6 protein-coding genes are annotated in these 15,222 nt (G+C 37.6%); all 6 read right to left on the reverse strand.

Annotation, left to right across the window (positions count from 1 at the left end):
* Positions 1 to 159: 159 nt before the first annotated feature.
* On the reverse strand, positions 160 to 4,170 hold the full coding sequence (locus DUT68_RS05495) for a S8 family serine peptidase (RefSeq protein WP_113636544.1): 4,011 nt from the start codon (positions 4,168 to 4,170) through the stop codon (positions 160 to 162).
* A 75-nt stretch (positions 4,171 to 4,245) separates the two neighbouring features.
* Positions 4,246 to 6,948 carry a beta strand repeat-containing protein gene (locus tag DUT68_RS05500; RefSeq protein WP_113636546.1) on the reverse strand — a complete coding sequence of 901 codons (2,703 nt, stop codon included), beginning with the start codon at positions 6,946 to 6,948 and terminating at the stop codon, positions 4,246 to 4,248.
* Positions 6,949 to 7,292: 344 nt separating this feature from the next.
* Positions 7,293 to 8,636: a DUF4302 domain-containing protein gene (locus DUT68_RS05505; RefSeq protein ID WP_113636547.1), complete on the reverse strand. Its 1,344-nt coding sequence runs from the start codon at positions 8,634 to 8,636 to the stop codon at positions 7,293 to 7,295.
* A 3-nt stretch (positions 8,637 to 8,639) separates the two neighbouring features.
* The gene (locus tag DUT68_RS05510) at positions 8,640 to 10,028 is read right to left on the reverse strand and encodes a substrate import-associated zinc metallohydrolase lipoprotein (RefSeq protein ID WP_113636549.1); all 1,389 of its coding nucleotides are present in this window, start codon (positions 10,026 to 10,028) and stop codon (positions 8,640 to 8,642) included.
* Positions 10,029 to 10,041: 13 nt separating this feature from the next.
* On the reverse strand, positions 10,042 to 11,502 hold the full coding sequence (locus DUT68_RS05515; protein WP_113636551.1) for a RagB/SusD family nutrient uptake outer membrane protein: 1,461 nt from the start codon (positions 11,500 to 11,502) through the stop codon (positions 10,042 to 10,044).
* 11 nt (positions 11,503 to 11,513) lie between these two features.
* Positions 11,514 to 15,143 carry a SusC/RagA family TonB-linked outer membrane protein gene (locus tag DUT68_RS05520; RefSeq protein ID WP_113636553.1) on the reverse strand — a complete coding sequence of 1,210 codons (3,630 nt, stop codon included), beginning with the start codon at positions 15,141 to 15,143 and terminating at the stop codon, positions 11,514 to 11,516.
* Positions 15,144 to 15,222 lie beyond the last annotated feature (79 nt).

The raw sequence follows: 15,222 nt of genomic DNA on the forward strand, positions 1-15,222 counted from the left end.
CTATTTTCAAGGTCTGACTATTATTTTGAGTTACGAAAAATTTAATGAAATGATTAATTAAATAAATAGTAAACGCGGCTACTTGAAATGTTAGTGTTTTCTTCATACTTATATTTACTTTTCAGATAAGTTTTAGATTTTTTTTGTACAGTCGTTAATTTACTGTTTTGTGAACTTCACAACGCCAAGCCTCGAGCCAGTACTAACATTTATCAACTCTACGAAGTAATTTCCAGGCTTAAGTTGAGATACATTGATTTCATGACCTAAAGTTAATTCTAGCGCATTCACCACCGAGTTCTTAACTTTTTTGCCACTAACTTCATTGATTGTGAGTTGATACAAATCAGGACTAATCGATTTGGTGAGTTTGATCTTAAAATGATCCTTCACAGGATTTTCAAACAACAAAATACCATCATTTTCCAAGTCATAGTTAACTACTACTGGCCCTATTTCTGTGCTTCTACCATCATTGTCTACCTGCAAAAGCTGATAATAATTAGCTCCTACAATTGGGCTGTTATCCATAAAGGAATAATTTCCAGACGGAACAGGAACTACTTTACCGATGGTTTGAAAAGATGACCGATCAGCAGAGCGCTGCACTAAAAATTCTTTATTGTTAATTTCACTTGCGGTACTCCATTTTAAAGCCACGCCGTTGTTAGATTTACTTGCTGTAAAACTTTTAACCACTACAGGCAAGCTTGTTAATGCATATACCTGCGATGTAATTGTTAAACTACTTGGCAACGTTACTTTTACGGTATAGTTTCCAGTTTGAGTAGGTTGAAATGTAGCTTGGTTAGCCCCAATAATAGCGTTACCATTTAAATACCATTGGTTTCCATCTGCAATTGGAGAAGCTAGCAAATTACCTTGCTGGATGATGGTTAAATTCGATAACGGAACGGCCACTTTGACAATGGTTTCCCCTATTGGCTTAGCTTTAATATCATATAAAAAATAATAGAAGCTGTTAATGGTTGTACTACCAGTGTGTGATACTAGAGATAAAATTCCACTATTATCAGCCATCGGATAAGTGTAGGCATTATTTGTACTATTATTTCGAAAAAGTGTAGCACCATTATTAAACTCAGCCGTTAAATAAAATGACCCGGCATAAGGAAAACGAATATCTACATTGTAAACTTGTCCTGCATCAGCTGTAATATTGGTTGCTGAAGTAGAGGGGTCGGCAGGGTTACGCGTATTAGTTACGCTAATTGTTGTGCCAGAAACTTTGATCCCGGTATTAACATCATAAACACTAAAGGTTACTGCACCCGGATATCCAATGTATAAGCGAGCGCTTTCTATGAGCGCCGGCGCTGTTGTATTGTAGTAATATCGGTAAGGAGCTTGTCCATAGCTTCCAGACGAGCCAAACGAAGCCTTTGTTGGCGGACTAAAATTACTTAGGTAATCATTTGCAGAAACATAAAAAGTATTATTTGAAACCGGCACTGTAGTAGTGGTAACTGAGCTCCCATTTGCAAATGGCGAGGTAGACGACGATGCAGCATGCCAGAAAAGCGTTCCATTAGCTGAAGAGGATTTTAAATAGTAGGTTCCCGCAACATCCGTGTAATATGCACTTGCATTGGCAATTGCGGAAGCAGCTGAAAAAGTAACAGACTTCACCGCCTGATCGTCGGAAGTAATTAAGTCGCCAGTTAAAGCCGTTTTAGCTTCAATGGTATAATTTGTGTTTGATGCTGCATTAAAAGTTCCCTGCATCAAAAATGTAACCACGCCACCCGCAGGCACTATTCCATTATAGACTTCATTAAATGTGGCCACAGTAGTTGCTCCATTTTTTACAACAACATTTACCGGGATTGAAGTTGAAGAATTGTATCCGTAATTTTTTATGGACAGCCTAACTGACTTTCCATTTCCAGAAACATCCGAATTTGACGGGTCTACTATTTCGGTAATCCCAACATTAATTGCCGCCTCATTGAATTTTACGCGATAGTCCTGAGTTTCTCCCTTGTTGTAGGTTCCACATGCCAGTACATCCGCAGCTGTAGCAGTTTCCGCTAGTACAACTCTTAAACGGGTAAAATTGTCAACTTTAACGTCAGAAGGCACAGCGATAGTGGTTGAAAAAGTGCCGTTAGCAGCAATAACTGATGAAGTAGCTACAAGCTCGCCAGCATCATCGAAATCTCCATCACAATTCCAATCGATAAATACTTTTGCAATCTTACTTTGATCTACACCACAAGTACCTGCTGTTAGACTTAAATTATAGCTTTTTGATCGCTCTAATTGGATGGTTTGTGAGGTGAAATCTGAGTAAGTAGTACAGCCAGTAACTGGTGTATGATTAATATTGGATAGTTGAAAATTAGTAATTTTCGAATCAGCATTGGAAGTAGGATTAGAAGCACAGTATAGCGTACCTCCAACACCAGTAACTATTAACGAAAATGCCTGACTACCACCTTGAAGAGAATTTTTATGCGTAACCGTAATGGTATAGCTTTTACCTGGCACAGCGCCATCAATGTAAACCTGCTCCACGTTATCACGGTAATTATCGCCTGTAGTTGCAGCTGCAGATGGATTTGCCGGATCCAGTACCCAGGGCAGATAGGTAGTGCCATCACTTACTCTAATATCTAAATCGTTTATCAACCTCAAAGCTGGGTTGTTTAATGCTGTTGATGTAGCTACCGGTGTAGCGGCTGGGTCTGTCCATGAAATTGTTGCTATTAAAGGACCATCTCCAGAAGCTACAACATTTGTTGTGTATGTTTGTCCTTGAGCAAGTGTTTGCTCGCTGATGATGCTTTTTGTTCCCTTATCTAAAATTGCTTTAGCCGCTTTCTCGGCGTTCAATAGTCCCCAGCCAAAAACATAATCCGGCCCTAATGCCGAACCTGCCTCACTTGTAGTGCTAATAGCCAATCCTTTTAGCGTAGCTGATTTCAAATAAGCGTTATTTTTTTGATAATATAATTCTTGCAAAAGAACCAATGTTCCAGTTGCATTTGGTGCAGCCATGGAGGTGCCAGAGGAAGTTGCGTAACTGCTGTTGCCTGAGTTGGTAGAAGAAGTTAAATTTACTCCATCCGCAACCAAATCTGGCTTAATCCTTCCATCATCTGTGGGACCCCATGCGCTAAAAGACGATATAACGATATCAGAAGGAGATACCGCACCGTATTTTAATCCGTTTACCGCACCAACCGTAAGGATATTTTTCGCTCCAGCGTAGGAACCTATAATATCATATCCATCATTGCTACTGATACCAGACGGACGAGTACCAGCATTAACCATTACATTGCTAGAGTTATATCTGTAGTAGGTGCTCCCAACTGCCGGGCCGTTATTATTGCGATAGTTTCCTCCAGATTTTACTAGCAAGTAATAGGGTGCATTAACTGCGATATTGTCCCAAGCTTGTGATTTGCTGTCGTAATAACCAAATTTATAATCTTCATTTTCGCCGGAACGTCCGTAAAATTCCCATCTATTGCCCTGATCGCTATTTTGCGACCAGCCAGCTACCACACCGTACGAATGGTTTGATAACAACAAATTAGCAGCAATAGCCGAAATTTCAGCATTATCGTTATTGAAATCATAAGACAATAGTTGTGGCAGGCCATAAGCCATTCCCTTAGCAGGCGCATAAACGCCCGAAGCAGCAATGGTTCCTGCAACGTGAGTGGCGTGTGAGGATGTAGCTACATTATCTACTAATACCACTCTGCCACTACTAAACTCCTGATGTGTAGCTAATACAGCACCGCCATCCCATACCGCAACTTTATTATTAGGTATTGTGCTTCCATTTAAATTTAATCCCAAACCGCCGCCGTTGTATAGCTTGTTTGCTCTAGTAGTGCCTGCGGCAACTTCATTTTCGGTAGCATCGTAAATTGGATAGCCTAAATCATCAATATCTACTAGGTTGATTACTTTACCTTGTTTTGTAATTTGATAGGTAGTCCACCCTTTCTTTTTAGCTAAGTCAAGCGCTTTCTGTCGTTTCTTTTTATAGATTTTTGCCTGTTCAACACTGTTCTGCTTTAAAAATTCCTTGTTGGTTGAGGTTTCCTTTGTTTCCTGAGCAACTATCATTGCAGGAATGCTTAATAGGCATATCAAACAAAAAGCTATTTGCCTTGCTAAATGTAATTTCATTGACGATGTGTTTAGATTTTATGGATGAAAAACCGCCGTACCAAAATTGTGATACGACGGTTCTACTAAAATTAACTAGCGCTTTACTAGCTTTGACTGTATTACTTGATCTCCAGCAACCAACTGCAACAAATAAATGCCTTTATTTAACGAGTTTGAAACTGTAATTGCACTGGTTTCGGAACCATTGTTATTGATAGTGCCTTGTTGTACAACTTTGCCTATAGCATCAAGCAACTTGTACTTATAGTCACCACCTGCATAATTTGACAAACTGACATTGATGGTATTGCCCGCTAAAGGATTAGGATATACTACCACATTACTATTTTCTAAAGTGGTTAATTTCACACTTCTTAATTCATCGAACAAACTTAGTGTTCCATCATTATCTACACCTTTTAAACGATAATAATTTATTCCAATTAAAGGACTAGCATCTGAAGCACTATAATTAGCAGCTCCTAACGCCGTTACTGTTGCTACTTTTATAAAATCTTTTCCATTGGCAGAGCGTTCCACTTCATAATGATTTACATTAGTTTCAGTACCAACAGTCCAGGTTAAATTAACTTTTCCGTTATTTAGTTTAGCATTAAATGTTTTGATGTTAACTGGGAGTAACGTAGTCGTGTTTGCCTCATATGCACCTAGCGAAGGAGTTGTTACATTTCGCAAATTACCTCCAATGTCAGTAGTAATACCTGCAATAGGTGTGCCCTTCAATTTAAAATAACTATCAAAAGTGGATTGTACCGACATATAATACGGTGACGATGAATCAGCAAAAAATACTGCGGCACTTGCAGGTTTTCCAGCATCGCCGTAGTTGAATGCTTGTGAATTGGCATCGGCAGTGGTAGCTGATGGGTAGATGTATAGATTGAAATTTGTGTTCCAAGTTCCTGCACTACCTGTGTTAAAACCACCAGCAGTATAGGTATTACTAAAAATATTATTTCTTACGTTGTAATTTCCACTGGAAGCCGTAAAGATTGCCTGATTTGCGGTTGAACCGCTTCCTCCGATATGGATAGTATTAAAACGAAAATCAATATTTCCAGTTCCTCCGCTTTTTCTAATACCATTTACTATTTCTGTAGCTACATTTGCATTTTCTAAAGAGATAAAGTTATTGTCAATAGTAAAATTTGCGGTACTTGAACTACCAGCCAACAATACTCCATAAATCGGTCCGCCACTAGCAGCTATATTTTTTAAAGCATATATTTTATTATTTAATACCGTTAGACTACCGGAAGTAGCGCTAGAGTAGATACCTGCTATTCCGTTTGCGGTACTATTTGAAGATATATTTCGAATAATATTGCCTTTAGCTGAAGCACCAGGAATAGACGTAAGTATACCGAGTTGCCAAACTGGCCTGGCTGTGCCAGTGGTTCTGATACTGTTAGCGATGTTTCCTCCAACAATATTATTTTCTGCAACCATTGAGCTAATAGTAGATCCAGAGTTAATATAGTAACCGTCATATCTAGCGGCAGCTGTACCCAAAGGATTTAAAGTTATACCACCAAAATCATTGTCTTTTATCATTGCCGTAGCCCCAGATCCCGCAACGTAGATACCATAGAAAAGCAGAGTCTGCTCTACAGTTGATGTATTTCTAATAGCTAAAACAATATTATCTTGGCTTGATTGAGAACCTATGTGGTTTCCTAATACATTAATAAAACCTGTAGCACTCACATAAATGCAACTATGAGCAAGTGCAGTTCCAGTAGGGGCAGTAGAATAAGTATAACTCGCCGATATATTTGATATCGTATTATTTTGTATTAGATGCGTGCCGGCTCCAGACAAAAGATAAATGGCATTTAGGCTCCAAATTGTAACTGGAGCACCACCGCATTTAGGAGCAGATCCTCCAATATAATTGTCATTGACAGTCATATCGGAAGCAGTATTTGCTGAGACATATATGCCGTACATTGTTGTACCCGTAATAGAGACTGTACTATAAAGGCTATTGCCATTAATTACCCAATTACCCCCAGTACCTGTTAAAAGGTTAATCGCCCTGAAGGTAAAATTGGAAATATTATTATTAAGTATAGAGTTATTTGTATTTGGTTGTGCAGCAGTTCCTGCGCTTAGCACTCCATAAGAAACTCTTCCTGCTGCCGTCAAACTCGTTATCTCATTATAAGAAACGACATTGTAAGAGTTACCACTACCTACAGCAGTAGCGAAGTAAACTACCCCAGCAGTATTTGAATTATTAGTCGTCCCACATTTCAATATTGTGTATGTCAAAGTGTTATGATGGGAATCATTTATAAACTTGACCGCAGCAGTACCTGCAGTTGTTAATGCATTCGTATTTTCAATAGTCAAACCAATGGAGCCTATCCCTCCCTGTCGTCCATCTATAGTTATATAATTTGTTCCGTCTAATTCCAGTAAACCATTTGCATCAACATTTGCCGACAGTACAGTTGAAAATCCGACTGCTGGTCTAATAGTTATTCCCAGTGTTGACGACGTACCGCTTATGGCAGGTATTGTAATCTTCGTAGCTCCCGCTGCTGGTGCATCCACTATGGTTGGATCATAGGGAGATGCGAACTCCAATATTACCTTACCCGTACCACTTACGCCATTGGCTTGCATATATGAAATTGCGGAACGAAGAGAGGCAAACGAAACAGTACCATTGTCAGTGCCATTAATGAGATAGGTGTTTCCTCCTACCAATTGTGCCATTGCGCTAACGCTTACGCCTATGGAAAAAATTAAAAGTAAAAGTTTTTTCATAATGTTTAGGTTTTGGTGGTTGAAAATTGGTTTTTTTTTAGGCAATAAGCAGCCTGGCTTGGTTGAGGACCAAGCTGCTTAAGAAGAGCGTTAACCTATTTTATTGTCTAACCTACAATGAAGTGTTTAATTTGGAAATAGTATCGGATTTAGCATGTCTATAAGGAATCAATCAACTATATCGTTACTTCCGCCTATGAAAACGGCAATAACTTATCTCCCTTTCCAATTCCAAAAAAAGATATCTACTGGTGTTTAAACCCAAACAGCTTAATATTTGAGTTAGCATCAGTTTTAAACCCATAAAATGAAAGCCATTACATTTAAGTAATGGCCTTCATCAGTTACAATAATGAACCGTATATAAAAGATGTTAAATCATTTGTACGATATAACCCTCCTAGCGTACCTACGCTTGGATTTGTACTGCTTACCCAGTCAATTTTAAAAGGACCTGTAAGCATATAGTCCGCTAAAGGTTTAATTTGAACTGCTCGTGTAGGCCAGTTAACATTACCTATCGGATTATTATCTAACGTAATTATATCGCCAACTTTAGTATAGTTATAATCTGCTGAGGCAACAAATGCTGTTGTACCAGACAAATAATTTACTTCAACTGTAAATACCGAATTTGATTTAAGAATAAAGTTAGTAGAGGTTACACTACGTCCACTTGTAGCAAATAAACTTAGCATTTGGTTATAAACTGCTGTAAAACCAGATGTTACGCCGGCAGGCAATCCAGTACTTGAAATAGATATTCTTTTGTAAGGAAATGTACTTTGGAAACCAAACGATAGGTAAAGGGGGATAATTGGAACCGGGTTCGACTTGATAATGTATTCTTTATTATTAGAATCATATAATGCCAAGGTTGTGGCATCTTTCCAAGCCGCCTTAACAAAAGTAATTCCTTCGAAAGTCAAACCACCGGCGGTAATCATGAAACCATCTATGCCTATACCAAACTTACCTTTAGAGCTGATAACCACATTATCTTTAAGCGCTGATAACTCAATTCTCTTACCGCTAGCCAGAACATTAGTAAAATTAGTACTAACCACCACTTTTAATAGATTGGCTCCAGTACCTATTTCGATATATGGGTTTTTAGTGTTTGCAAAAAAGGCAGTTAACTTATCAGCACTATTTTTAAGCTCGCCTGCCTCGTAGGCTGTTTTTTGAGCTGCTGTAGCTTTTACCATAGCTAAAGGCTGACGGTAACTTTTACCTACGAAAAATATACTATCAGTAGTTGAGCGAACATAAGTAAATTCTACATCACTTTTATAACCAGTACCTTGAACTCCACCGAAAACAGTAGAATTAGGATCAGTCAACATCGCTAAATAACTATAGGTATCGAAGATTAAATTTGCGCCTAATCCTGCTTTGACCCTGTAAGTAGATTTCAAAGACGTTGTAGCGGTTGCCGCATTTAAATCCCCGAACATTGTTAGATCTTCGTTAGTACCAAATTTCATGTAAAAGCTATAGCCTCCCCCCGCATTTGTAGGTAATGTAGCAACCCAACCGTTAGCGGAAGATGTAAGCTGATTTTTTACCAAGGCGATCGACTCAGACATTCTTTCTTCGGGCTTTTCATCGAAATTAGAAACAAAGGAATCCTTTGTACAACTTGCCAAACCCAAGCAAGTAAATATTAAATAAATTAGTTTTTTCATATCCTAAAGAATTTGACCTAGTGAACCAAAGAAGTAATTTGTTGGTGTGCCACTCACATACATTCCGCCAAAATTGTTAAAATTGGTATTATCTATGGTTTTAGGCATCCAATCTGCAATAAAAGTTTTACCAGTTAGATAAGCTTGGATTGAGCTTGTAAAACCAGCAGTAAATAATGCTGCATTAGCATAACTTCCAGTCGTTCCAGCTTGCGCAACCTTTGTAAAAGTTACTGCACCAGTAGTCGGATTAATCGTATATGAAAAAGTATAATCTGCAAAGAATTGCGTACCACCTGCTGCCGCTGTGAAAGCACCTCTGACAGTTAAAGCCGTAGTTGATTCAAATCTAAACTGCAGGTAATCTAAATGGTACTTTGCGGTTGCACTATAGGCTAAAATCGTTGCTTTAAAACTATTATATGCATTACTAAAATCTGTCGACATCGGGTTTGCGGTGTAAAGCGGATCTTCCAAATTTATAGTCATGGTTTTGAACAAGTTTTGTCCCATCCAATAGCCGAAACTTGCAGAAGGCAATTTATAGGTATTTCTTACCACATTTTGAACTTCTCTTTGTAGAGCTCTAAAATCCACGCCTAAATTAATTGTAAAGTACTGTACCACGCTCGCTTCTTTCGCCTTCAATGCAGCTTTACCTACTGCTGTAGAGGCATTTGCTCTGGCATCGAACCAAGCTTGCCCTAAAACTAATAAGTGCGACACTGTCTCCGCAAAATCTTCGCCCGGCTGACTAGATGCGTAAGGCGAAACATATCCATTATCACGTGCAGTTGCATCCAACACGGTATTCCAAGTAGCATTATAAGTTGATTTCGTAATAGTTTGGAAATCAGTAGGCATCGCTACTAGCTGATTTAAAATATGAGTAAATTCATGATGGATTGTTCTTAACTTTCTAGTAACTCCGTCAGGATTATTAACATTGAAGTTGTTGATGTCATAAATTGTGACCCTTCTTCCAGCTGAAGCAGTGGCTAAAATCATCGTCCCATCTGTTTGATAAGCTCCAGAACCAAATAAAACCCACTCTTTAGGCAGCATTTTTTTAATAAATGTAGTACCTGCAACAGTTTTGTAAGGATTGATGAACCCTTCTAACACCGTTTGCATTTGAGGTTGTACTTTAGCTGGGTCGGCAGGGCTTACTACCTTATCATTATCTTTGTAATAATCGCTGTAACGATAAATTACATCCATATTATAGGGATCAAGGAAAGTAGTTTTAATCCACGCATCTAACGCTGTATTTGAAACAGGATTATCTACATATTGTCGTAAATCTATCGATACATTATCCTCTTTTTTACAAGATATTGCAGATAGCAAAAGAACGACTACAACAATTGTTTGTTTTAAATTTCTTTTCATGATATTAATATTTTTATCTAGGATTTAGAGGGACACCCGACAGCTTTGCCTCTTCAGGGATTTGGAAAACACGTCTATTATCGTCAGCTGTAAGCTCAATAAAGGTTTCGTTACCCTGCGAATCGTAAACATTATGCTTAACTGTCATACGAGTACGCAAAATATCCAACCATCTCAAACCCTCTTGTAAAAATTGTGCTTTTTTAGTCTCTAAAATTAATTTGATTACACCTTCCTTAGGGTCAGATATACCATAAAACGAAGCTACTTTAGTTAAAGTTGCCGCATCAGCGTTAGTATACCCCCTCACATATGCTGCTAAAGCTGTATTTACATCTGCTAAAGCTTTATCAAATTGTCCTAATTGTGCGTATGCTTCTGCACGATTTAACAAAGCCTCATCTGTAGTTAATGCAGGCGACATCAAATAAGTGATCCCAATATTAGAAACCTGATTAGTTACATAAAAATACTCTTTATGCTTGTAAGTAGTATAGTTTGGAACTGCATAATAAAGTATTTTATTTGCAAAGGCTTTACCAGTAATATTTGAACCTACAGCAAACATTTTTACTAAATTAGCACCATAGCCATATCTTGGTGAAGTTAACCTTTGGTAACTTGCATATAAGTTGATCAAAAGTAAGTTATATTTTTGATCTGATCTTGAAAAAGCAGCATTAAAGTCGGCAGAACTCATATCATATAGCGTACTATTGATAGGACGTATAATGTTAGCAAAACTATCCGTAGAAATAGCAGAGGCATGGTCAATTACTTTTTGCCACTCTCCTTTAAACAAATAAAAACGAGCAGCAAAGGCATTTGCAGCCGCTGGTGTGAAGTGATATTTTGGCACTTTATAAGCCGAAGCAGACAGTAACTTCATACCTTCAACTAAATCCTTTTCAATTTTCTCGTAAGTTGCAGCTACAGTACTTCTATCATAACTTTTAATTACAGTTGTTTCGGGTTCTGTAACATAAGGTATGCCAGGAGAACTGTTCGCACTTCCAATTACATAAGCTTTAGAATAAAAAGTAACCAACATAAAGTGTGCATAAGCTCTAGCTACTAAAGCTTCTCCTTTGTAAGGTAGTACAGCATTCCCGAAATTATTGTTGTCAATTGCTTCCAAAGCTTGGTTAGCAGCTGCAATTGCTTCGTAACATTTATTCCAGTAATTTGAAGGGCTACCTCTATCGGCACCTTGTACATCTTGCCAGTAATATGGCCTTTGCGAAACATCTGAAAGTGTTCCAACACCAGAACCTTTATCTTCAGCATTATCTGAAGCCGCTTCTGCAAAAGTGTAATAATCTCCTTCAGGATAGGCGGTTGCTACTAATTGAGCTACCTTCTCCACAGAATTAATTTCCGTTCTGTTATCGGGCGCAGTATCTAAATATTTATCGCATGATGATAAAAATACTACGGTAGCGAGTGCTAAATATCTTAATTTAAAAATTTTCATAAACGTATTTATTAAAATCCAACCTTTAATGATAATGTGTATTGTTTAGGGATAGGTAGAGCCACCCCACCGTTTCCAAAAAATTCTGGATCTTGACCATTCAATTTTTTATCAGAATATAACAACGCAATATTGTTACCTACAAATGATACAGATGCATTAGCCAAACTGAGTTTGGATGTAAATTTCTTAGGAATGTCGTATGTCAACGAAATTTGTTTAAACCTAATAAAATCACCTTTTGCTACACGTTCAGAAGAGAAATTATACATATTATAAGGATAAACAGCAGAAACTGTAGCACCTGAAGCATCGGTAACTAAACGTGAAGCCGTGTAGGGATCTAAAATAGCTGGAACCGAAGTAAATGCCTCGTCACCTGGCTGGATCCATCTATTCAACATCGACTTTGTCATTGAGTAGATATCAGGGTAGTTAGCAGAGAACTCCTGAGCTAATCTAACGTAATTACCCGTGGCAAATGTAAATAATGCTGACACACTAAATTGTTTATATCGAAATTGGTTGTAAAAACCTCCAGTCAATTTCGGATCGATTGGACCTTCATATTTCAAGTTTGCTACTTTAGTACTTTGTAAGTTTACATATGTATTTTTTCTACCACTCTCATCAATGAAATACGGATAACCATAATTGTGATCAAGGCCAGCAAACTGTAGCGAGAACAGACTTCCTCTCGGATAGCCTACTATAGAGCCGCCATTATCGCTTACTAAATCTAAGATTCTAGGTGTATTTTGAAGATTGGTAATCTCATTTTTATTATAAGCAAAATTGAATTGAGTCCTCCATTTTAAATCTGCACTTGCTATAGCGTTACCACCTAAAGTAAATTCAATACCTTTGGCCTTCATTTTTCCGTAGTTGGCAGTTTTGGTATACTCGCCACCAATACCAGAAGTTCTAATGTCACCAATCAAATCAAATATATTTCTTTGATAAAGGTCGACAGTTAGATTTACCCTGTCTTTTAACAAAGTCAAATCAATACCTAAGTTAGCTTCTTTAAGCTTCTCCCAGGTTAACTCAGAGTTAGCCAAGCTTGAAATATACGTTAGTGTCTCTTTTTCATTCTCGTAAGGCCTTCTGCTTAATCGATTATAAAATAATGCTGCCGAGTTATTTGCATTACCTATGTTAGCTACCAAACCGTAAGTACCCCTAATTCTAGCAGACGAGACTATTGAATTTTGAGGCCAAAAGCTTTCCTGATCAATATTCCAAGCGGCGGATAAATTCCATGTTGGCAACCATCTAGCTGTACTGCTCGAACCCATTAAATTTGATCCATCATAACGTACTGTTCCATTAACGCTATACTTATCTTTATAAGCATAGGCAGCTCTTAAAGCGAAGGCAGTAAAACGGTCGTAACCGTAACCCATTCCAAAGTAAGGAGCGTTAGATTCTTGTGCTTTCTTAAAATAAAGATAATTAGCATTAACAATTCCGCCATTGTCATACTGGTAACCAACACCGTCAAATTTTGAATTCTGGCGATCAATGTACCTTACCTCCATTGAACCAAATGCATTCAGACGATGGTCTTTGTTAATGGTCTTATCAAACTCTAAGTTTTGTCTGAAATAATAGTTCTTTAGATTATCATAAGTAACATTATAAAACCCTCCTTCTGGTAAAATTACTACCGGAAGCTTTGTCAAGTCATCCGGATTAGTATACAGGAATGGATTGTCCCCAACTATTGTTGCATCCTGTGCCGCTCTAAACGCCATAGCCATATTAGAACGTTCTTTAATATAGTGTTGACGATCTGTTTTGGCATATCTATACGCACCGTCAACCGAATAAGTTAATGATGGAATCATTTTATACTTCAATCCAGCCTGCACTTTAAGATCGATTTGTCCCAGCTTTAAGTAGTTGTTTTCTAATTCATTCAAAATATTAAACGGAGCATAATTTCTATTGAAATACTCTAAGCTTCCATCTTCGTTATAAGCAGTCATTGCTCTACTTGTGTTCAATGCATAAGAGTATGGATTGATATCGAAGTTTCTAGAAAAAGTTCCATAAACTGGGTCAGAAGTACGTGTTAATGTACCCGGAGCACTTTGATCTCTAATTGACCCATTAATGATGAACTCGCCACTTAATTTCTCACTTAATTTGAAATTAGATCTCAAATTAGCAGTAAAACGATCTACATTATTACCAAGAGTTTGTCCACTATCGTGTAAATATGAGGTTGAAGCATAGGTTTGGAATTTTTCCGTTCCAGATGAAAAGCTTACCGAATGCTCTTGCAATAATGAATTTTTGAATAAAATATCAAACCAATCCGTATTAGCATTCGCATATCTGTTTAAAAATTGGGCACGATCAATTGCTGTATTTTTTAATTCGTAAGTATCAGTAGTAGGATTGTAATTATATAATGCGTTATACATTTTATAAAAAGGCCCTCCATCTGATCCTCTAGATGCAGAAGTATGTTGAAAGTATCCCTTATTTAACATCTCCATCATTACCGACATCTGATCTGCAGAGTTGAGCACATCAAACTGGTTATAATTAGGTTTCAAATACGTAGTAAAATTACTTGTATAGCTAATACGTTGCGCTCCGTCAGACTTTCTACCTTTTTTGGTGGTCACAACGATAACACCGTTCATCGCTCTAGCACCATACATTGCTGTTGCTGCAGCATCTTTTAAGATATTAAAGGATTCAATATCGTCTGGATTTAAACCAGCTACAGAAGAGCCGATTAAGGTATTTGCGTCACCTGTTGAAAGTGCTTCGTTAGAAATGTTAACTACATCCTCCAAAATAATACCGTCAACTACCCAAAGTGGCTTATTATCACCAGATATAGAAGTAGCGCCACGAACTCTAATTTTAGGAGCAGCACCAAAAGTACCTGAAACATTCTGAACAGATACACCGGCTACCTGTCCTTCTAGCATTCTACTGATATCAGGTACACCATTACGCTGTGCATCTTCAGCCTTAACTCTGGTAGAAGAACCTGTAAATAATTTTCTATCTAAGTTTTGATAACCCGTAGAAATAATATTTACTTCCTTTAACTGCGAAGCATCTTCTTCAATAGAAATGTCCACTCTTGATTTACCGTTAACTGCAACTTCAGTGGTCTTATAACCAATAAATCTATATACTAGCACAGCGTCTTCAGGTGCTGTAATTTGATATTCACCTTTTTCATTGGTGATTACAGTAGTATTAGTTCCCTTAATGGTAACCGAAACACCCGGCATTGGCAAGCCATCCTTTTTATCTCTTACCACACCTGTAATCTTTACAGCGGCAAAATAATCTACTATTTTATCAATGATAGATTTTTCTTTTGGTTTAATTAAAATGGTTTTGTCTTCAATGGTGTAGGTTAAATCTTTTCCAGACAGGATTTTATCCATCACTGTTTCAACCGGAACACTATTAAAGCCGGCTTCTACTACCGTATTGCTTTTCATCTTATTGGTAGATAATAGCACATCGTAACCTGCCTGTCTTTTGATTTCCTTAATAATTTTCTCAAGCGTTACTCTTTTTTCCTTGATAGTTACTGATTGGCCGAAAGAGGCAGCACTCACTTGAAGAAAGGACGCAAGTAATATCACCGTAACTAATTTCATGACAAGTAATAATTTTGGTACGTAGCCAAAATGCCTACATAGAATTTTGGTATAATTTCTATACATTTGATAGTCTGTT

It is taken from the genome of Pedobacter zeaxanthinifaciens (assembly GCF_003313335.1).
GTDB classification, from domain to species: domain Bacteria; phylum Bacteroidota; class Bacteroidia; order Sphingobacteriales; family Sphingobacteriaceae; genus Pedobacter; species Pedobacter zeaxanthinifaciens.

Excerpts from the sequence above, each read along its gene's own strand:
- DUT68_RS05495 (WP_113636544.1), bottom strand. The coding sequence starts at position 4,170 with ATGAAATTACATTTAGCAAGGCAAATAGCTTTTTGTTTGATATGCCTA.
- DUT68_RS05515 (WP_113636551.1), bottom strand. The coding sequence starts at position 11,502 with ATGAAAATTTTTAAATTAAGATATTTAGCACTCGCTACCGTAGTATTT.
- DUT68_RS05510 (WP_113636549.1), bottom strand. The coding sequence starts at position 10,028 with ATGAAAAGAAATTTAAAACAAACAATTGTTGTAGTCGTTCTTTTGCTA.
- DUT68_RS05520 (WP_113636553.1), bottom strand. The coding sequence starts at position 15,143 with ATGAAATTAGTTACGGTGATATTACTTGCGTCCTTTCTTCAAGTGAGT.
- DUT68_RS05500 (WP_113636546.1), bottom strand. The coding sequence starts at position 6,948 with ATGAAAAAACTTTTACTTTTAATTTTTTCCATAGGCGTAAGCGTTAGC.
- DUT68_RS05505 (WP_113636547.1), bottom strand. The coding sequence starts at position 8,636 with ATGAAAAAACTAATTTATTTAATATTTACTTGCTTGGGTTTGGCAAGT.